15 protein-coding genes and 1 tRNA gene are annotated in these 19,397 nt (G+C 63.7%); 7 read left to right on the forward strand and 9 right to left on the reverse strand.

What is annotated here, in order from left to right:
- Positions 1–33: 33 nt before the first annotated feature.
- Entirely contained in the window at positions 34–1,164 is a 1,131-nt protein-coding gene (locus tag VGG47_RS14530) for a serine hydrolase domain-containing protein (protein WP_331539816.1), read from the forward strand.
- A 42-nt stretch (positions 1,165–1,206) separates the two neighbouring features.
- On the forward strand, positions 1,207–2,685 hold the full coding sequence (locus VGG47_RS14535; protein ID WP_331539818.1) for an NADP-dependent isocitrate dehydrogenase: 1,479 nt from the start codon (positions 1,207–1,209) through the stop codon (positions 2,683–2,685).
- A 104-nt stretch (positions 2,686–2,789) separates the two neighbouring features.
- Here VGG47_RS14535 and VGG47_RS14540 read toward each other — a convergent pair whose 3' ends face one another.
- On the reverse strand, positions 2,790–3,101 hold the full coding sequence (locus VGG47_RS14540) for a hypothetical protein (RefSeq protein WP_331539820.1): 312 nt from the start codon (positions 3,099–3,101) through the stop codon (positions 2,790–2,792).
- Between the two features lie 305 nt (positions 3,102–3,406).
- On the opposite strand from VGG47_RS14540, the gene trpB reads away from it, so the two are divergent.
- Both trpB and trpA read left to right on the forward strand, forming a co-directional pair.
- Entirely contained in the window at positions 3,407–4,624 is a 1,218-nt protein-coding gene (gene trpB, locus VGG47_RS14545; RefSeq protein ID WP_331539822.1) for a tryptophan synthase subunit beta, read from the forward strand.
- Positions 4,621–5,421, forward strand: a complete 801-nt coding sequence (gene trpA, locus VGG47_RS14550; protein ID WP_331539824.1) for a tryptophan synthase subunit alpha — start codon at positions 4,621–4,623, stop codon at positions 5,419–5,421. Before trpB ends, trpA begins: the two co-directional genes overlap by 4 nt.
- Positions 5,422–5,570: 149 nt before the next feature.
- Here the strand turns inward: trpA and VGG47_RS14555 are convergent, their stop codons facing one another.
- Together VGG47_RS14555 and cysQ are read right to left on the reverse strand one after the other, a co-directional pair.
- Entirely contained in the window at positions 5,571–5,801 is a 231-nt protein-coding gene (locus VGG47_RS14555; protein WP_331539826.1) for a hypothetical protein, read from the reverse strand.
- 4 nt (positions 5,802–5,805) lie between these two features.
- Positions 5,806–6,567, reverse strand: coding sequence for a 3'(2'),5'-bisphosphate nucleotidase CysQ (gene cysQ, locus VGG47_RS14560; protein WP_331539828.1), 762 nt, complete (start codon positions 6,565–6,567; stop codon positions 5,806–5,808).
- A gap of 86 nt (positions 6,568–6,653) precedes the next feature.
- On the opposite strand from cysQ, the gene VGG47_RS14565 reads away from it, so the two are divergent.
- Both VGG47_RS14565 and VGG47_RS14570 read left to right on the forward strand, forming a co-directional pair.
- Positions 6,654–8,165 carry a leucyl aminopeptidase gene (locus VGG47_RS14565; RefSeq protein WP_331539830.1) on the forward strand — a complete coding sequence of 504 codons (1,512 nt, stop codon included), beginning with the start codon at positions 6,654–6,656 and terminating at the stop codon, positions 8,163–8,165.
- A 199-nt stretch (positions 8,166–8,364) separates the two neighbouring features.
- Positions 8,365–9,012, forward strand: a complete 648-nt coding sequence (locus VGG47_RS14570; protein ID WP_331539832.1) for a helix-turn-helix transcriptional regulator — start codon at positions 8,365–8,367, stop codon at positions 9,010–9,012.
- Positions 9,013–9,159: 147 nt separating this feature from the next.
- On the opposite strand, the gene VGG47_RS14575 is transcribed toward VGG47_RS14570, so the two are convergent.
- Together VGG47_RS14575 and VGG47_RS14580 are read right to left on the reverse strand one after the other, a co-directional pair.
- Entirely contained in the window at positions 9,160–9,807 is a 648-nt protein-coding gene (locus VGG47_RS14575) for a peroxiredoxin (RefSeq protein WP_331539834.1), read from the reverse strand.
- A 292-nt stretch (positions 9,808–10,099) separates the two neighbouring features.
- A tRNA-Val gene (locus VGG47_RS14580) sits at positions 10,100–10,174 on the reverse strand.
- A gap of 114 nt (positions 10,175–10,288) precedes the next feature.
- Between VGG47_RS14580 and VGG47_RS14585 the strand changes: the two genes are divergently transcribed.
- Positions 10,289–11,506, forward strand: coding sequence for a chloride channel protein (locus tag VGG47_RS14585; protein WP_331539836.1), 1,218 nt, complete (start codon positions 10,289–10,291; stop codon positions 11,504–11,506).
- A gap of 142 nt (positions 11,507–11,648) precedes the next feature.
- Here the strand turns inward: VGG47_RS14585 and VGG47_RS14590 are convergent, their stop codons facing one another.
- From VGG47_RS14590 to truA, 4 genes are all read right to left on the reverse strand, one after another.
- On the reverse strand, positions 11,649–13,847 hold the full coding sequence (locus VGG47_RS14590) for a prolyl oligopeptidase family serine peptidase (RefSeq protein WP_331539838.1): 2,199 nt from the start codon (positions 13,845–13,847) through the stop codon (positions 11,649–11,651).
- A 158-nt stretch (positions 13,848–14,005) separates the two neighbouring features.
- The gene (gene dnaE / locus VGG47_RS14595) at positions 14,006–17,419 is read right to left on the reverse strand and encodes a DNA polymerase III subunit alpha (RefSeq protein ID WP_331539840.1); all 3,414 of its coding nucleotides are present in this window, start codon (positions 17,417–17,419) and stop codon (positions 14,006–14,008) included.
- A gap of 208 nt (positions 17,420–17,627) precedes the next feature.
- Complete coding sequence (locus VGG47_RS14600) at positions 17,628–18,410, reverse strand: class II aldolase/adducin family protein (protein ID WP_331539842.1); 783 nt, start codon at positions 18,408–18,410, stop codon at positions 17,628–17,630.
- 221 nt (positions 18,411–18,631) lie between these two features.
- Positions 18,632–19,390, reverse strand: coding sequence for a tRNA pseudouridine(38-40) synthase TruA (gene truA, locus VGG47_RS14605; RefSeq protein WP_331539892.1), 759 nt, complete (start codon positions 19,388–19,390; stop codon positions 18,632–18,634).
- Between the last annotated feature and the right edge of the window lie 7 nt (positions 19,391–19,397).

The following is a 19,397-nucleotide window of genomic DNA, read 5'->3' on the forward strand; positions in this document are numbered from 1 at the left end:
CTGCTTCCTTAATACTCCAACCAGGAGCGATAGATGACCGGACCAGGAATTCAAGCGGTCCTCGACCGCTCCGTGGCGGCCGGCGACGCGGCGGGCGTGGCGGCCGCGGTGATCGGGCCGGAAGGGCCGCGTTTCATGGGCAGCGCCGGCACCACCGCGGCGGGCGGCAGCGTGCCGGTTACGGAAAGTTCCGTGTTCTGGATCGCTTCCATGACCAAGCCGGTTGCCTCCGTCGCTGCCATGCAGTTAGTCGAGCAGGGGAAGCTATCGCTCGACGCGCCGATCGGCGATTTGCTCCCTGTCCTCGCCCATCCGCAGATTCTCGAAGACAGCCGCCTGCGCCCAGCGCGGCGCAAGATCACGCTGCGGCATTTGCTCACCCACACCGCCGGCTTCGCCTATTCCTTCACCCGCGCGGAATACGGCGCCTATATTGCGGCCCACAACATCCCGCCCTCCGGCACGCTCGGCGCGCTCAACATGCCGTTGCTGTTCGAGCCGGGAGAACGCTGGGAATACGGCATCAACACGGACTGGGTGGGTCTGGCGGTGGAAGTGGCCTCCGGCCTCAAGCTCGATGCCTATTTCCAAAACCACGTTTTTGGTCCGCTCGGCATGGATGACACGACGTTCCTGCCGAATGAGGATCAGCAGGCGCGCCGCGTCGCCATGCACCAGCGCGAAGCGGATGGAAGCCTCACGCCGCGCCCGCTTACGCCGGTGAATGCGCCGGAATTCTGGTCCGCCGGCTCCGGGCTCTACTCCACCTTGGCCGATTACCAGAAATTTTTACGCGCGCTGCTCAATGGCGGCGGCGGGCTTTTGCAGCCGGCCACGGTCACAGAAATGTTCAGCAACCAGGTGGGTGAGCTGCGCGCCGGCTATCTGCCTTCCGCCAATCCCGCTTTGCATACCGGTGCCGACGCCACACCGGGCGCGAATTGCGGCTGGGGATTCGGATTCATGGTCTATCCGGAGCAAAAACCCGGCGGACGCCGAGCCGGCAGCGTCAGCTGGGGGGGCCTCGCCAACACGCATTTCTGGGTTGATCCCGCGGCCGGTCTGGCGGCCATGATGCTCACGCAGGTGCTGCCGTTCTGCGACGAACGGGTGCTGAAAACCTATGGCAGCTTTGAACGGGCCGTATACGCTGCATTGCAATAAGCGGTATAAGCGGCGGCGAAACAACAAGCTAAGGGCCCAAGCATGAACGCGTACGCGACGAACGCCTCCAAGACCAAGGTCACAGCGCTCCCCGGGGACGGCATCGGCCCCGAAGTCATGCAGGCGACCATGACCATTCTCAAGGCCGCCAACGCGCCGATCGAATGGGAAACGGCCGAAGCCGGCGCGGAAGTGTTCAAAAAGGGCTTGGTCACCGGCGTGCCGCGCGAAACGCTGGACTCCATCGCCCGCAACGGGCTGGCGCTGAAAAGCCCGCTGGAAACCCCGGTCGGCTATGGCGGCAAATCCGCCAACGTCACGCTACGCAAGCATTTCGAACTCTACGCGAATATCCGCCCGGTGCGTGAGCTGCCGGGTGTCACCACGCCCTTCTCCGGGCGCGGCATCGACATGGTGATCGTGCGCGAGAACGTCGAGGACGTGTATGCCGGCATCGAGCATATGCAGACCACCACCGTCGCGCAGTGCCTGAAGCTGATGACCGCCCCGGGCTGCGAGCGTATCATCCGCGCCGCCTTCGGCCTGGCCCGGGCTGAAGGCCGCCACAAGGTGACGACCGCGACCAAGGCGAACATCATGAAACTGACCGAGGGGCTGATGAAGCGCGTCTCGGAAAAGGTCGCACCGGAATTCGCTGACCTCAAATCCGACCATATCATCATTGACAACTGCGCCCATCAGCTGGTGATCGCGCCGGAAAAATTCGATGTCATCGTCACCTCCAACATGAACGGTGACATCATCTCCGACCTCGCGGCCGGACTGGTCGGCGGGCTCGGCATCGCGCCCTCCTCCAATCTCGGCGACCGCGCCGCGATTTTCGAGGCAGTGCACGGCTCGGCGCCGGACATCGCAGGCAAGGGGCTGGCCAACCCGACCGCCTTACTCTCCGCCGCGATCATGCTGCTGCGCCATATCAGCGCCTTCGAGGTGGCGGAGAAGGTCGAGCAGGCGCTGTTCATCACCCTGGCCGAAGGCAAGAACCTGACCGGCGACCTGTCCCCGCGCGGCCACGGCGTCGGCACCGCCGCCTTCACCGACCAGGTCATCGCCAATCTCGGCCGCACCTCCAACCTGCCCTCACGCCACTACAAGAAACTCGAGCTGAAGAGCTGGCCGGAACTGACCGCGCATATGGAGCCCGGCACCCGTGAACTGGTCGGCATCGACGTGTTCCTGGAGACCGATCTTGGCGCCGAGGACCTGGGCAAGGCGCTGGAAGAGGTGGCGCAGGACACGCCGTTCCGCCTCAACGGCATCTCCAACCGCGGCGTGCAGGTTTATCCGTCGACCGGCGGCCAGACCTTCCTGGTCGACCATTTCGCCGCGCGCTTCATGCTGAAGGCGCCGATCCCCCTCAGCCAGTCCACCGCCAGCGGCCAGCCCGAGATCAGCTACCTGGTGCAGCGCATCGGCGCGAAATTCACCTGGATGCATATCGAGAAACTGCAGCGTTTCGACGGCAAGGACGCGTTCGAGCGGCCGCAGGGCGAAGGTTAAGAGAAGCGGAAGACTTCTTTTTGTGAACAAAAAGAAGCAAAAAAACTTTTTTAATGCTGCGCCATGGGCGTCGTCGCTGACAACGCCCATGGCGCACGCCTCCGTCACTTCATTTTAGCGAAGACCTGACGGTCCTTGTTTTCCTGCATGAGCATGGAGAAGCTCGGGATTTTTTCGAAGCCCAGTCCCAAGGGCCGGTCGGTCTCCGGATCCAGCACAATATCCCCGTAACCGGCGCTGGCGATTTTTTCCCATTTGCCCGCCGGTTTCTTCACCTCCAGCCCGGCGACGGTCACCTTGAAGACCAGCCGTACGATTGCCTCCTTCGGCGCGGATGGTTTCGTCAGGCTGGGGCAGCCGGCCATCATCTGCCAGCCATTGGCCAGCGCCCAGCCGGTCAGTTCTTCACGAGTCATGAAGCGCTATTTTTTCGGGCTGATCTTGTCGATGACAGGCTCCGCCTTCGCAGCAGCGGCTTTCGCCCGCTCCGCGTCGGTCTTTTTCGGCTTTTTCGCTTCGCGGTTCGACCTTAATTGACCTTTGGCCATGACGTTGTCTCCTCATGTTGGACGTCATCTATAATCATAGCACGGAAGAGAAAAAATACAGCAAATACGGGGTCCGGGGCCTCCCGGCCCCGGTGGGGTCCAGGGGCAAAGCCCCTGGCCTTTCTTCGCTTTCCACCCTTTCCGTACGTTTCCCCTTCAGCTAAAGCCGGACCATGAACAAGGCGCTCCCTAATAGTTTACGTTCCGGCCCGGATGGGCGCGGCCGGTTTGGCGAATTCGGCGGCCGTTTCGTGGCCGAAACCCTCATGCCGCTGATCCTCGAGCTGGAAGCCGCGTATGAGGCGGCGAAGGCCGATCCCAGCTTCCAGACCGAGCTGGATTATTACCTCAAACACTATGTGGGACGGCCAAGCCCGCTCTGGTTCGCAGAGCGCCTGACGAAGGAACTCGGCGGCGCGAAAATCTATTTCAAGCGCGACGAGCTGAACCATACCGGCGCGCACAAGATCAACAACTGCCTGGGGCAGATTTTGCTGGCCAAGCGCATGGGCAAGACCCGCATCATCGCCGAGACCGGCGCCGGGCAGCACGGTGTCGCCACCGCCACGGTCTGCGCTTTATTCGGCCTGCCCTGCACCATTTATATGGGCGCCACCGACGTAGAGCGGCAGAAGCCTAACGTCTTCCGCATGAAATTGTTGGGCGCCGAGGTGGTGCCGGTAACGTCGGGTGCGGCGACGCTGAAGGACGCGATGAACGACGCCATGCGCGACTGGGTCGCGAATGTGCGGGACACGTTCTACATCATCGGCACCGCGGCCGGGCCGCACCCCTACCCCGCGATGGTGCGCGACTTCCAATGCGTGATCGGCGTCGAGGCCAAGGCGCAGATGCAGGAGGCTGAAGGCCGGCTGCCGGATGTGGCGGTGGCGGCGATCGGCGGCGGCTCGAACGCCATCGGCCTGTTCCACCCGTTCCTGGATGATTCCTCGGTGCGGCTGATCGGCGTGGAAGCCGCCGGGCACGGGCTGGACTCCGGTGCTCATGCGGCGAGCTTGAGCCGCGGGCGGCCGGGCGTGCTGCATGGCAACCGCACCTATCTGCTGCAGGACGATGACGGGCAGATCCTCGAAGCCCATTCGATCTCCGCCGGGCTCGATTATCCTGGCATCGGCCCGGAACATTCCTGGCTGCACGAGATTGGCCGCGTCGAATACGTGGCGATCACCGACAAGGAGGCACTGGCCGCCTTCCAGCTCTGCACCCGCACCGAAGGCATCATCCCGGCGCTGGAGCCGAGCCACGCGCTGGCGCACGTAGCCAAACTCGCCCCCATGCTGGGCAAGGACCAGATTATTCTCATGAATCTCTGCGGACGCGGGGACAAGGATATTTTCGCCGTGGCCAAGCATCTGGGGTTTGATCTGTGAGCCGGATTGCAAGCGTCTTTGCCGCGCTAAAAGCGCAGAACCGCGCGGCGCTGATCACGTTCGTGGAGGCCTATGACCCGGATCGCGCCACCTCGCTGAGCTTGCTGCGGGGCATGGCCGAACGCGGCGCCGACATCATCGAAATTGGCATGCCCTTCACCGACCCGATGGCCGATGGCCCGACCATCCAGGCCGCCGGCCGGCGTGGGCTGGAAGCCGGCGCCACGATGGCCGGACTGCTTGGCTTGGTGCGGGAGTTTCGCGTTACCGACAGCCGGACCCCGATTGTGGTGATGGGATATCTGAATCCGATCCTCTCCTACGGCGTGGCACGCTTCTGCATCGATGCGGCGCAGGCCGGCGTCGACGGGCTGATCGTGGTCGATCTGCCCACCGAGGAAGCTGACCTGTTGCTGCCCGACGCGGCGACGAACGGGTTGGACGTGATCCGCCTGGTTGCGCCCACCACCAGCGACGAGCGCCTGCCGAAAGTGCTGAACGGCTCCTCGGGCTTTGTGTATTATGTCAGCATCACCGGCATCACCGGCACGCGCACCGCAACGGCCGAAGATCTGGCACGGGACATTCCGCGCCTCCGCGCCGCCACCGACCTGCCGATCGCGGTCGGATTCGGCGTGCGCACGCCGGAGCAGGCGGGCGTCGTCGCGGAACATGCCGACGGCGCGATCGTCGCCTCGGCCCTGATCGAGAAACTGGTGCTGGCCGGCGCGCTGGCGGTGCTGGACGATGTCGCGGCACTCGTCCAGGGCGTCCGTAGCGCCCGCAAGGCAAGCTAGAAAGGGAAGGCTACTTTTTGTGAACAAAAAGCAGCAAAAAACTTTGTTAATTTGGGCCATAAGCGTTGTCTCTGACAACGCCCATGGCCCAGCGAAAAAGAAATTTTTGCGCCGCTTTTTTCAAAAAGCGGCCTCTTCCCTTCTAAACCTCAGTGGCCGTACCCGCCATGGCCGTAATCGCCTTGGCCAGGTCCGCCGTGGCCATAACCGCCATGGCCGTAATCACCGCCATGGTCATGATAACCGTGATGCCACCAGACACAGCCCGACAAGCTGATCGCGAGAAGGGCAAACGCCAGGGGCGCTGAAACGTATTTTTTCATACCCTGGATATGGAAGTTTTCCGACGCGGCTTCAACGTCCGCGAGTAACGGCGGCATGAAACTATCGCAATCCCCAGACAAAGAAATCCGGATTTTCAAAGCCTTGCTTGCCGTAGCGGAGCGGTTCGCCGGCGGTGGTGAGCACGCACCCGCCGGCCGCCTCGAGCACCGCCTGAGGGGCGGCGGTGTCCCATTCCATGGTGCGGCCGAGGCGGGGATAGAAATCCGCCACCCCATCGGCGACCCGCAGGAATTTCAGGGCCGAGCCGATATTGGTCAACGAGGCGATCCTGTACCGCGCCAGCAGTGCCGCCAGCGCCGGGTCGTCGGCGTAATGGCGCGAGGCCATGACTGTCAGCCCTTCCGGCGGCGCCTTGCGGGCAAAAATACGCACCGTCTCGCCGTGCCGGCGGCGAAAGGCCCCCTGCCCCAGCGCGCCATAATGCACCTCATGCAGAGCCGGCGAGGCGACGGCGCCGAGCACCGCCACGCCGTCGCGGATCAGCCCGATATTCACCGCGAACTCCTGCCGCCCGGCCGCGAATTCACGCGTGCCGTCGAGCGGGTCCACCAGCCAGTATTGCGTCGCCAAAGCGGTGACATGGCCGGCGGCCACCTCCTCCTCGGCGATCACCGGAATATCGGGCCTGGCCGCGCGCAGCCCGGCGGTGATGATCGCCTCGGCCTGCATGTCGGCGATGGTGACCGGGGTGTCGTCCGCCTTGGCGGAAACCGAAAACCCCGCCGCGCGCACTTGCATGATGGCGGCGGCGGCCTGCTCGACGAGGGTAACAGCGAGGTCAAGAAGCGCGGAATCGTCCATGATCCTTGGTTTAGACGCATGTTCCGCACTGGCCAAGCGGCGCCGTAATGTTATGGTTATTGGCAGTTTCATGACAGGGGTTAGGAATGCTCGAGATCGCGTTTGCGAAGGCCGTGGCGCAAAAATCCGGCGTGGTGGTGGTGCCGCTGGCCGAGGGCGCAGCACTGACCGGCCAGGCGGCGGCTCTGGACAAGGCACTGTCCGGCGCGCTGAAGCGGGCCATCGCCGCCGCTGACTTCACCGGCAAGAAGGACCAGCAGGCCAATCTCCTGGCGCCGAGCGCCGCGCTGAAGCGGGTGCTGCTCATCGGCACCGGCAGCGAAGAGGCTTTTGCCGCGCGCGGCGCGGAGAGGCTCGGCGGCGCCATCGCCGCTGCCCTGTCGAAGGAGACCGAAGCGACGGTGCTGGCCGAGACGCTGGACGCCGCGGCGGCGGCGGCGCTCGCCCTGGGTGCACGGCTGCGGGCCTATCGGTTCGACAAATACCGCACCACGCAGAAAGCCGACGAGACACCGAAGCTCGCGAAGCTGACGATCATGCCCGCCGACGCGGTGGCGGCGCGCGCCGCCTGTGGGCCGGTGATGGCCGTGGCCCAGGGCGTGGAACTGACCCGCGACCTGGTCACCGAGCCCGCCAATATTTTGTTCCCCGAGGAATTCGCGGACCGTGCCGAGGGCTTGAAGAAACTCGGCGTCAAGGTCGAGGTTTTCGACCAAAAGGATCTCGAGAAACTCGGCTTCGGCGCGCTCCTCAGCGTCTCCCAGGGCAGCGCGCGCGCGCCGCGCATGGTGGTGATGCAGTGGCTCGGCGCCTCCGGCAACGTGGCTGCCGACGGCAAGAAGATCAAAAAGCCGAAGGACCCGGTGGTGTTCGTCGGCAAGGGGGTGACCTTCGACACCGGTGGCATCTCGATCAAGCCCGCCGGCGGCATGGAGGACATGAAATGGGACATGGCCGGCGCCGGCACCGTGGTGGGGCTGATGGCGGCCCTCGCGGGGCGCAAGGCGAAGGTGGACGCGGTCGGCCTGGTCGGGCTGGTGGAGAACATGCCCTCCGGCACCGCCATGCGCCCGGGTGACGTGGTGACGAGCTATTCCGGCCAGACCATCGAGGTTTTGAATACCGACGCCGAAGGCCGGCTGGTGCTGGCCGATGTGCTGTATTACGCGCAACAGCGCTTCGCCCCGAAATTCATGATCGACCTGGCGACGCTGACCGGCGCCATCATCGTCGGGCTCGGCCATGAATATGCCGGCCTGTTCAGCAATGACGACGCGCTGGCGGAGCGGCTGTTTGCCGCCGGCAAGGCGACCGGCGAGGATGTGTGGCGCATGCCGCTGGCCCCGCTCGGCGAGCGCTACGACAAGAACCTCAAATCCGCGATCGCCGACGTACAGAATATCGGCGGCGGCCGGGCCGGCGGCTCCATCACCGCCGCGCAGTTTCTGCAGCGTTTCGTGGACGGCAAGCCCTGGGCGCATCTGGACATCGCCGGCATGGCCTGGGCCACGAAGGACTCGGCCGTGACACCGAAAGGCGCCAGCGCCTTCGGCGTGCGCCTACTCGACCGATTGGTCGCCGACCATTATGAAGGCTGAGTCTTAGAGAGCCTTTGCGTGCGTTGAGCGGAAAGCCTGAAACTTCCCGCTTAACGCACATTGCTCTGACGTTATGATCGCTTTAAGGTTGATATTCGCGCCACATGAACAAAAGAACAACCGTTAAAAATCTGCATCTTTTTTTGCGATTGCATGGCGGTGACAGTTATTTTTTCTAACCAAAGGCTGGCGGCACCGAATGCGGCATGACGATATCTGGCGGGCGATTGACACCCTGGCGGCCGAGCATGGGCTCTCGCCCTCGGGCTTGGCGCGCAAGGCGGGGCTCGATCCGACCAGTTTCAACCTCTCCAAACGGCGCACGGGCGAGGGCAAATTCCGCTGGCCCTCCACCGAGAGCCTGGCGAAGGTGCTGCAGGCGACCGGCGCGCGGCTGGAGGATTTTACCGCCCTGGTGATGGGCGCACGCGCCCTGCCCGAGGGACGGCAGCGGCGTGGCCGGACCAGACTCCCGCTGATCGACATGGCGCAGGCCGGCCGCGCCGGGTTTTTCGACGATGGCGGCTACCCCGCCGGCGCCGGCTGGGACCAGACGGAAATGCCGGCCACCAGCGACGCCAATGCCTACGCGCTGCGTATCGCCGGCGCTTCCCTGGAGCCGGTGTATCGCGAGGGCGACATCATCCTGGCGTCACCCGCCGCCCCGGTGCGCGTGGGTGACCGGGTGGTGGCGCGCGCCGTAGGCGGCATCGTGATGGCCAAACGTCTCGCGCGGCGAACCGCCACGCGCATCGAACTCGCAGGCCTGAACCCGGCAGATCCCGAGCTGCGCTTCGCGACGGAAGAACTCACCTGGATGCACCGCATCGTCTGGGCCAGCCAGTAAACAAAAAAGAAAGGCTACTTTTTGTGAACAAAAAGTAGCAAAAAAACTTTACTATGCTGGGCCATGGGCTGTGTCTGCGACAACGCCCATGGCCCAGCATAGCCAAAAGTTTTTGCGCCGCTTTTTTCAAAAAGCGGCTGCTTCCCTTCAGGCGCTGCGCGGCAATTTCGGCTGCTTCACCATGCGCAGATAGGGCTTGAGCGTCTTGAAGCCTTCGGGGAAACGGGCCTTGGCCTCCTCGTCGGACAGCGACGGCACGATGATCACGTCCTGCCCATCCTGCCAGTTCACCGGCGTCGCCACCTTATGCGCGTCGGTCAGCTGCAGGCTGTCCACCACGCGCAGAACCTCCTGGAAATTGCGCCCGGCGGAAGGCGGATAGGTGAGGATCAGACGCACCTTCTTCGCCGGGTCGATCACGAACACCGAACGCACCGTGACCGACGGATCAGCCTCGGGATGCACCATGCCATACAGACCGGAGACCTTGCGGTCGGCATCGGCCAGCACCGGGAAGTTCAGCTCGGCACCTTGGGTTTCCGCAATGTCCCGGGCCCAGCCGACATGATTCTCACCGGTATCGACCGAGAGACCGAGCGGCTTGACGTTGCGCTTGTCCCATTCCGGCTTCAACCGCGCGACCTCGGCGAGTTCGGTGGTGCAGACCGGGGTGAAGTCCTTCGGATGGCTGAACAGAATGCCCCAGGACGAGCTGAGATACTCATGCAGGCTGATTTTGCCCTGCGAGGACTCCTGCTCGAAATCCGGTGCGATCTGGCCTAGTTGGATGGTCATATTCGATGCGTTCCTTCACCAATGGCGGTTGAGGCGGTATCGCCCAGAAAGAAAAAATTGTCTACAAAGTGACGATTTTTCGGGCAAAAAAACAAAAAAATTTTAACACGACGTTTTGTTTTGTTAAATATTGGCCAAACTAAAAACAACGACAGCAGAAGTTTCGCGCCTGAAAAACGACGCACCAGCGCACGGCTAACGCAATGGCCTGAGCGCCCCGCCCCGACGGCCCACAAGGCCTCATCGTGCCTCTAAAGACACGATTACAACCAATTGAAAAGATTAATGGATTTGGTGGGCACAACAGGGATTGAACCTGTGACCCCCACCATGTCAAGGTGGTGCTCTACCGCTGAGCTATGTGCCCAAATCCGGCCCGGTCTTTAGCGGCGTTGGAGGCATGAGGCAAGTGGTGGAAGTGATAGAAGACAAACTAAATCGGAGGTCGCTCTGGCTCTCCCGCCGGACCTGGCGGCGGCGCTTGGTCTTTTGGGTTGGCGCCTTGCTGGTGGGCGTGACCAGCGTGCTGTTCACCAAGGCCGCCAACTGGGCGCAGGCCGTGTTTTTGCACGGCAGCCAGCATTTCTGGGGCCTGCCGCTGCTCCTCACCCCCGCCGGATTCGTGCTCTGCGCCTGGATGGCGCGGGAATTTTTTCCCGGGTCCCAGGGCAGCGGCATCCCGCAGGCGATCGCGGCGCGGCATTTCGAGCGCAGCGCCGACCGGCACCGGCTGCTGTCGGTGAAAATCGCGCTGGGAAAAATCTTCTTGACGATCATCGGCCTGCTCTGCGGCGCCTCGGTGGGGCGCGAGGGGCCAACCGTGCAGATCGGCGCCTCGTTCATGCTTCAGGTGGCGCGGCTGCGCGGCCTGCAGCATGAGCGCGGGTTGATCCTCGCCGGTTCCGCTGCCGGCATCGCCGCCGCCTTCAACGCGCCGTTGGCGGGGATCGTCTTCGCGATCGAGGAAATGAGCCGCTCCTTCGAGGCGCGCACCAACGGCCTCGTGCTCTATGCCGTGATCATCTCCGGCCTGGTCTCGCTGGCGCTGGTCGGCAACTACACCTATTTCGGCACCACCTCGGCTACGGTCACCACGACGTTGGACTGGGTACTGGTGCTGCTCTGCGGTGTGGCCGGCGGCCTGCTCGGCGGCCTCTTCGGCCGGCTCCTGCTGGAAGGCACGAATCGCGCGCAGGCCTGGCTCGCCCGGCAAAGCCGGATGAGAAAACTGCTGCTGCCGCTGGCCTGCGGCGTGCTGGTGGCGCTGCTCGGCATCGCCACGCAGGGCGCCACGTTCGGCACCGGCTACGCACAGGCGCACAGCGCCGTGGCCGGTCATGCACTCGCCTGGTATGTCTGGCCGGCCAAATTCGTCGCCAATCTGGCGACCGCCATCTCCGGCATTCCCGGGGGCATTTTCGCGCCCTCGCTCGCGGTCGGCGCCGGGCTGGGGAACTGGCTGGCGGGCTTTGGCATGAAGGCGGTCAGCCTCGGCGCCGTGCTCGGCATGGCGGGATATTTCGCCGGGGTGGTGCAGGCGCCGATGACCGCGTTCGTGATCATCCTGGAAATGACCGGCAACGACAGCAACGTGATCCCGCTGATGGTAGCGTCCGTGCTCGGCTTCGGCGCCTCGAAGCTGGTCATGAAACAGCCGCTCTATCACGCCTTGTCGAAGAATTTCATGCCGCCGGCATAAGCCAAGGGAAGACTTCTTTTTGTGAACAAAAAGAAGCAAAAAAACTTTATTATGCTGGGCCATGGGCTTTGTCGCCGACCCAGCCCATGGCCCAGCGTAACAAAAATTTTTGCGCCGCTTTTTTAAAAGCGGCTGCTTTCTTTTACGGCTGAAACCGCGGATCGCCGGTGCGCCAGAGAATAAAGGCGATCAGATCGGCGGTCTCCCGATCGCGTTGAGCGCGGGTCGACCCGATGCCGTGCCCGGCATCCGCTTCGACCCGCAGCAGCACGGGGTTGTTCGACGCCGTCGCCGCCTGCAGCCGCGCGGTCATTTTCGTCGCCTCCCAGGGGGCGACTCGCGGGTCGTTCAACCCGGTGGTGAGCAGCACGGAGGGATATTTAACCCCGTCATGCACGTGCTGATACGCATCCATTGCCAGCAGGCCGTGAAAGCCCGACTCGGTGGTGACGCTGCCGAATTCCGGGATGTTCGGGGGGCCGTTAGGCGAAAACTCGCTGCGCAGTGCGTCCGACACGCCGACCTCGGAGATCACCACTGAAGCCAGATCCGGCCGCTCGGTGAGCAGCCGCCCGACCGTGATGCCGCCGGCCGAGCCGCCGACCACGGCCAAGCGCCGGTGCGAGGTCCAGCGCTCGCTGATCAGGAACGAAGCGCAATCGATCATGTCCTGCCAGGAGTGGAATTTTTGCTGCGTCTTGCCGGCCATATGCCAGTCCTCTCCGCGCTCGCCGCCGCCGCGCACATGCGCCACCGCGAACACGCCACCGAGATCGAGAAACGGCAGCCAACGTGCGAGAAACACCGGGTCCAGCGTGATGCCATAGGCGCCGTAGGCCTCCAGCAGCAGCGGCGCCTGGCCGTCGCGCTTCAGCCCCTGGCGATAGACGATCGACAACGGAATTCTGATCCCATCCCGCGCCGGGGCAAAAATTTCTTCCGAAGTATAAGACGAAAGATCCAAGGGCGGCGACGGCGCGATGTCGGTCTGCGTCACCGTGCCGTTCGGCGCCACGTGGCAGGCGACGGGTGGGCGCACCCAGCCCTGCAGCAGGAACCAGGCGCCGTCTTGAAGCGAATCGGCGTAGAAGGAGTCCTGGTCGATGGAGCCGGCGAAAGGCAGCTTGATATTCGTGACCGTGCCATCCGGCGCCAGGCGGCGCATCCCGCTGAGACCGGCATCGAGGTCGAGAATGTAGAGCGCGTCACGCGCGGCCTGGATGCCGCGGATCACCGCCGCGCTCTGCGGCACCGCCAGCGCGGCCTGCGCCACGGCGGGGGCGGCGGCGCTGACTTTGAGGATTTGATAGCGCGAGGCGTGCTGATGCGAGAGCAGGTAAATGTCCGCGCCCCGCACGGCGAAGGCGGTGACGTTGTCCGCTGGGGTGCAGATCGTCCGCCAGGCTGGCTTGCCTGCAGCGGCGTCGGCCGCCGTGGCGGCGTAAAGGCCCAGCTCGTTCTGCACGCCCGACTCCAGCATGCCGATGACGAGCGGCGAGCCTGGCGTGGCGGTGACCGAAGGAAAGTCGATATCCCGCACCGGCACGGACGGGCTTAAGCCTTTGCCCAGCACCTTGATATCGCTGGCGGGATCGGTGCCGAGCTTGTGGAACCAGCAGACGCTGTCTTCCTCGTAATGCACGCTGGTTCGCGGCACGTCCTGCAGGCGGTTGTAGAAGAGGCCGGAATTGTCCGGCAGCCAGGAAGGGCTGGCGTCGGTGGTGCGGCTGATGGCCTCCGGCAGCAGCGCCCCGGTGGCGGTGACGAGGATATGCAAGCTCGATTGCTCGCCGCCGCCCAGCGAGATGCCGAATACCACATGCGCCCCATCCGGCGCGCAGGCCCACCAGTCAAGCGCGTCATGCGTGCCGGGCCGGGCATAGCGGTCCGGATCGAGCAGCAGCCGATCCTGGCCCGTCAGGCTCTCGCGCACATAAAGTTTTGAGGTGTTCGCACCGGCCGGGCGCACCTCGGAAAAGATTTTGCTCCCGCCGGTCTGGATCGCGATCACCGCGACGACCACGCCGCTGTCATGGGCGATGGCGGCGGCGATCCGGTCCCGGCCGGGGATTTTTGCGAGCACCGAAGCCGTATAGGCGCCCTGCGCACGCACATAATTCTGCCATCCCGCGTCTTCGGATTCCATCCAGCGGTAGCGGTCAGTGATTTTTACACCGTAGCAAGTTTCGGTGACGGGACGTACGGGGGCGACCGGCGGCCCCTGGCCGGCGATGTCTTGCACCGGCGTCATATAACTTTGCGCCAGCGCTGCGTTAGCGCGGGCCGCTACGAGACTGACGGCGGTGGACGCAAGGAAGGCACGGCGGTGCAGGGCACGCATGAAAATCCCCCAGAAGAAAGCAGCCGCTTTTTGAAAAAAGCGGCGCAAAAACTTTTTTTATGCTGGGCTATGGGCGTTGTCGGCGACAAAGCCCATAGCCCAAATTAACAAAGTTTTTTTGCTACTTTTTGTTCACAAAAAGTAGTCTTCCTTTCTCTCTAAACATCCTCGACCCGTTCCACGCCCGGCACCATTTTCATTGCCTGCGCCAGCTTCGGCGAGACGTTGAAGCCGCCGGGCAGCACCACGTCGAGATTGCGCTCGAACCCGGTCTTCGGCACCAGCGTCACGCGTCCCTTGCCCCTGCCCTCGCGCTCGAGCAACGCGCGGATATGCGGCACCGCCTCGGTGCGGTCGAGCCAGACGCGCAACGAGGCCCCGGCCTTCGCCGCCGCCTCGTCCAGCAGCACCACGTCGCTGGCGGTGATGCGCAGCGCCTCCCCCTCGATCTTCACATCCGCGGTCACCAGCAACGCCGTGCCCTCTGCGAGAAGCTCCCGGCTGCGTCCCAGAACTTCGGAAAACAAAGTGACCTCGAAGCTGCCCTCGATATCGGAGAGCATGATCCAGGCCATGCGGCTGCCGGTGCGGGTGATGCGCTCTTTTTTCGCGCCCATGGTGCCGGCGAGCTTGAGGCGCGTCGCGCCGGCCTGGGCGCGGCGCTCAATGTGCGTGGAGGACACCACGCCGATGCGCTTCAAGGCCAGCGCGTACATGTCGAGCGGGTGCGCGCTGATGTGAAAGCCGACCGCCTCGGCCTCGTTGGCGAGCCGGTCGGTCTCAGGCCAGTCGGGCGTGTTGGGCAGGCGCACCGGCTCCGCAGCACCGCCGCCGAACAGGCCGATCTGCCCGGAGCTGCGCTCCTCGGCCTGGGTTTGCGCCAGACGAATGACCGTTTCAGCCAACGCGAAAGCTTGGGCGCGGTTGGGAACCACAGAATCGAACGTACCGGCTTTCGCCAAAATTTCGATATTCGCGCGGGTGAGCGACTTGGCGTCGATCCTGGCGGCGAAATCCGCAAAATCCTTGAACTTCTTGTCGCCCCGCGCCTTCACCAGCTCCTGCATCGCGGCGATGCCGACGCGCTTGATCGCGCCCAGTGCGTAGCGGATGGCGTAGCTGCCGTCCTCCTGCCGTTCCGGCTGGAAATCAGCGGCGGATTTGTTCACGTCCGGCGGCAGCACCTTGATACCGAGGCGGGTCGCTTCACCGCGCAGGATCGGCAGCTTGTCGGTGTTGGTGATGGCAAGCGACATGCAGGCGGCGAGCATGGCGACGGGATGGTTCGCGCGCAGGTAAGCGGTCTGGTACGAGACCAGCGCGTAAGCCGCCGCGTGCGATTTGTTGAAGCCATAGTCGGCGAACTTGGCCATCAGGTCGAAAATCTCGTTGGCCTTTTCTTCCGTATGGCCAAGCTTCAGCGCACCGTCCAAAAAGATCTTGCGCTGCGCATCCATCTCCGCGCGGATCTTCTTGCCCATGGCGCGGCGCAGCAGGTCGGCGCCGGCGAGCGTGTAGCCCGCCATCACCTGGGCGATCTGCATCACCTGTTCCTGATAGATGATGATGCCGTAGGTTTCCTCGAGAATCTCGTGGATCGCCTTATCGGGCGCGCTCCAGGCAGCACCCCGCTTACGCGCGCAATAATCCGGAATGTTGGCCATCGGCCCCGGGCGGTTCAGCGCCTGGATGGCGACCAGATCCTCGAACCGGTCGGGGCGCAACTGCTGCAGCGCACCGCGATAGATCGCGGTTTCGAAGGTGAACACGCCGCCGGTGTCGCCGCGCGCGATCATCTCGTAGGTTTTCTTGTCGTCCAGCGGGATTTTCGAAATATCCAGCTCGATGCCCTGATCGCGCAGGAAGCCGAGCGCCCGGTCGATGATGGTGAGCGTGGTGAGGCCGAGGAAGTCGAATTTCACCAGCCCCGCCTGCTCGACATATTTCATCGAGAACTGCGTCACCAGCAGATCTGAACGCGGATCCTTGTAGAGCGGCACCAGCTGGTCGAGCGGGCGGTCGCCGATCACTACGCCGGCGGCGTGCGTGCTGGCGTGGCGATACAGCCCCTCCAGCTGCAGCGCGATTTCCATCAGCCGCGCCAGCCCCTCATCGGAATCGCGCAACTCGCGCAGCTTGATCTCGCCGTCGATCGCCTGCTGCAGCGTCACCGGCTTGGCCGGGTTGTTGGGGATCAACTCCGCGACCTTGTTCACCTGGCCGTAGGGCAGCCCAAGCACGCGACCGACGTCGCGCACCGCGGCGCGCGCCTGCAATTTACCGAAGGTGATGATCTGCGCGACGCGCTCGGCGCCGTATTCGTTGAGGACGTAGTTGATCACCTCGTCGCGCCGTTCCTGGCAGAAATCGATGTCGAAGTCCGGCATCGACACGCGCTCAGGGTTCAGGAAGCGCTCGAATAGCAGCCCGTAGCGCAGCGGGTTGAGGTCGGTGATGCGCAGCGCCCAGGCGACCAGCGAACCCGCGCCCGACCCGCGCCCGGGCCCGACCGGAATGCTATGGTCCTTGGCCCATTGGATGAAGTCCGCCACGATCAGGAAGTAGCCCGGAAAGCCCATCTGGATGATGATGCTGAGCTCGAATTCCAGCCGCTTCCAATAGGGCTCCTGCTCGGCCTCCTGGAGGCCCTCCGTCGCCAGCCGCGCGCGCAGGCCTTCCTCGGCCATGGCCTGCACCGTCTCCGCCTCGGTGGCGCCGGGGCGCACCTTCGGGCAGATCGGCAGCAGCGGCTTGCGCGCCTCGGCCATCACCGCGCAGGAGCGGGCGATGGCGAGCGTGTTGTCGCAGGCTTCCGGCAGGTCGGCGAACAATTCCCGCATGGTATCGGCCGGCTTGAACCAGTGCTCGACGGTGACGCGCCGGCGCTCTTGCTCCGCCAGCACCCTGCCCTCGGCGATGCAGAGCAGCGCGTCATGCGCCTCGTGCATCGAGGACTTGGCGAAAAACGCCTCGTTGGTGGCGACCAGGGGAATGGCGCGCGCGTCGGCCAGCGTGATCATGCCGGGCTCGATGGCGCGCTCCAGTCTCTCGCCGTGGCGCTGCAACTCCATGGCGATGCGGTCGGGAAAGCCCTCGGCGAGCTGGGCCAGATACTTGTCAGCCTCGTCGAACAGGCCCTCGGCGAGCAGCCGGCCGATCGGCCCGGACGGGCCGCCGGTGAGCAGGAACAGCCCTTCGGCATGGTCGAACAAGGTGTTAAGCGGAATTTGCGGCTTGGACACGGCGTCGCCCTGCAGGAAACTCGCCGACGAGAGCTTTTGCAGATTGGCGAACCCCGCCGCGTTCTGCGCCAACAGCACCACCGGGTCCGGCGCCAGGTTCAGCCCCGGCCGCGCCAAGCCGAGCTGGCAGCCGATGATCGGCTGCACCCCCTCCTTGGTGCAATATTGCGAGAATTCCAGCGCGCCGAACATGTTGGACGTGTCGGTGATCGCTACCGCCGGCATGCCGAGCTCGCGCGCCAGAGAGGCAATCTTGTCCGGTTTGATCGCCCCCTCGGAGAGCGAGTAGGCGGAGTGGACCCGAAGATGAACGAAATTCTGGTGCGGCATGGGCGACTCCTGGCAGGCAGCCCAGAGTCGCCCCGATTCCGGTCTCGATCAAGCCCGTGAGAGAGGAAAGAAAGCAGCCGCTTTTTGAAAAAAGCGGCGCAAAAACTTTTGGTTAATCTGGGCCATGGGCGTTGTCCCTGACGACGCCCATGGCCCAGATTAATAAAGTTTTTTTGCTACTTTTTGTTCACAAAAAGTAGCCTTGCCTTCAGCTGCGATAATCGATCGGCGCGTGTTCGATCTGCCGGCAGGCGGCGTCCCAGACCATTTCCAGATGCGCGCTGCGCTGCGGCTCCGGCCGCTGGAACTGCGCGGCGGTGTGACGGCAGACCTCTTCGGAGGGGATGTTCAGTTTCGCGCCCCCAGACAGCGCCGCCACCTGCGCCTGGCAGGACCGCTCCAGGTAATAAATTTCCAGGAACGCATCCGCGGCGTTGGTGCCGCCGACCAGCAGGCCGTGATTGACGAGAATCATCGCCTTGTTGGTGGGGCCGAGATCCGCGACCAGGCGCGGGCACTCCTCCTCATCCAGCGCGATGCCCTCGTATTTATGGTAGGAGAGCTTGCCATAAAATTTCATCGAATGCTGCGAGATCGGCAGCAGCCCCTGCTCCTGCGCGGCCACGGCCATGCCAGCGGCGGTATGGGTGTGGATGACGAAGCGCAGATCGTGCCGGGCGGAATGGATCGCGGAATGGATGGTGAAGCCCGCCTGGTTGACGTTTTTCGCGCTTTGCGCGTCCTGGTTCACGATGTTGCCGTCAAGGTCGATCTTCACCAGGCCCGACGCCCGCATATCCTCGAACAGCACGCCGTACTGGTTGATCAAGAAATGATTTTCGGGTCCCGGGAGCCGGGCGCTGATATGGGTGTAGATGAAATCCGTCATGCGGTAATGCGCCATCAGGCGGTACAGAGCCGCAAGGTCACAGCGGACATTCCACTCGGCCTCATCCATCCCCGCGGGGGCGATCCTCGTCGTCACGTTCATTTTTTGATTTCCTCCTGATTTTTATAGTGAAGAAAGTAGCCGCTTTTTAAAAAAAGCGGCGCAAAAACTTTTGTTATGCTGGGCCTGAGGTTGCGACAGCGACAACGCCCATGGCCCAGATTAATAAAGTTTTTTTGCTACTTTTTGTTCACAAAAAGTAGTCCTTCCTTAGCTTTGATGGTCAGTTATCCTGACAATGTTCGGCCCGAAACTATGGAGGGTCAAGTTAAAAGAAGGTCTGTCTCGTAACCGATGCTGACCAGATACAGCCCCTCGGGTGGCGCGGTCGGGCCGGCCACGGCGCGGTTTTTCGCCTCCAGCACGTCGCCTACGCGAGATTCGGGCCATCTGCCCTCCCCCACCATCTTCAGCGAGCCGACCATGTTGCGCACCTGATGATGCAAAAAGCTGCGTGCCTTGGCGTGCACGATCAGCCGCTCCTCCTGCCGCGTGATGGTCAGTTCATCGAGCGTGCGCATCGGCGACTTCGCCTGACAGGCGGAAGCGCGGAAGGAGGAGAAATCGTGGTGGCCGAGCAGCAGGTTGGCGGCGCGCTGCATCGCCGCCTCGTCGAGACGCTGTTTCACGTGCCAGACGCGTCCGGCCTCGACGGCGGGAAACGCCGCGCGGTTGGAAATCACGTAGCGGTAAGTTCGGGAAATGGCGGAAAACCGCGCATTCCACCCCGCCGGCGCGAGGCCGGCGCGCAGCACCACCACCGGATGCGGCTTCATGTGATAGTTCAGCGCCTCGCGGATGCGGTGCGGCGGGAAATCCGGCAGGTCGATCTGCACAACCTGCCCCAGCGCATGCACCCCGGCATCGGTGCGGCCGGACGCGGTGGCCTGCGGCATGGTTTCGCCGCAGATTTTGGCGGCAGCCTCCTCGACGACCTGCTGGATGGCGAGGCCGTGCTTCTGGCGCTGCCAGCCCATGAAGCTGGTGCCGTCATACTCCACTTCCAGAGCCCAGGTGATCAGCTGCGGT

Origin of the sequence: Acidocella sp. (genome assembly GCF_036489515.1) — a bacterium.
In the GTDB taxonomy this organism is placed as follows: Bacteria; Pseudomonadota; Alphaproteobacteria; order Acetobacterales; family Acetobacteraceae; genus Acidocella.

Bases quoted from the DNA above. Each gene is read 5' to 3' on its own strand.
- VGG47_RS14530 (WP_331539816.1), top strand. From the start codon at position 34: ATGACCGGACCAGGAATTCAAGCGGTCCTCGACCGCTCCGTGGCGGCC.
- VGG47_RS14535 (WP_331539818.1), top strand. From the start codon at position 1,207: ATGAACGCGTACGCGACGAACGCCTCCAAGACCAAGGTCACAGCGCTC.
- dnaE (WP_331539840.1), bottom strand. From the start codon at position 17,419: ATGCCGCACCAGAATTTCGTTCATCTTCGGGTCCACTCCGCCTACTCG.
- VGG47_RS14570 (WP_331539832.1), top strand. From the start codon at position 8,365: ATGCGGCATGACGATATCTGGCGGGCGATTGACACCCTGGCGGCCGAG.
- trpB (WP_331539822.1), top strand. From the start codon at position 3,407: ATGAACAAGGCGCTCCCTAATAGTTTACGTTCCGGCCCGGATGGGCGC.
- VGG47_RS14555 (WP_331539826.1), bottom strand. From the start codon at position 5,801: ATGCCGCCGTTACTCGCGGACGTTGAAGCCGCGTCGGAAAACTTCCAT.
- VGG47_RS14575 (WP_331539834.1), bottom strand. From the start codon at position 9,807: ATGACCATCCAACTAGGCCAGATCGCACCGGATTTCGAGCAGGAGTCC.
- VGG47_RS14540 (WP_331539820.1), bottom strand. From the start codon at position 3,101: ATGACTCGTGAAGAACTGACCGGCTGGGCGCTGGCCAATGGCTGGCAG.
- VGG47_RS14590 (WP_331539838.1), bottom strand. From the start codon at position 13,847: ATGCGTGCCCTGCACCGCCGTGCCTTCCTTGCGTCCACCGCCGTCAGT.
- VGG47_RS14600 (WP_331539842.1), bottom strand. From the start codon at position 18,410: ATGAACGTGACGACGAGGATCGCCCCCGCGGGGATGGATGAGGCCGAG.
- cysQ (WP_331539828.1), bottom strand. From the start codon at position 6,567: ATGGACGATTCCGCGCTTCTTGACCTCGCTGTTACCCTCGTCGAGCAG.
- VGG47_RS14565 (WP_331539830.1), top strand. From the start codon at position 6,654: ATGCTCGAGATCGCGTTTGCGAAGGCCGTGGCGCAAAAATCCGGCGTG.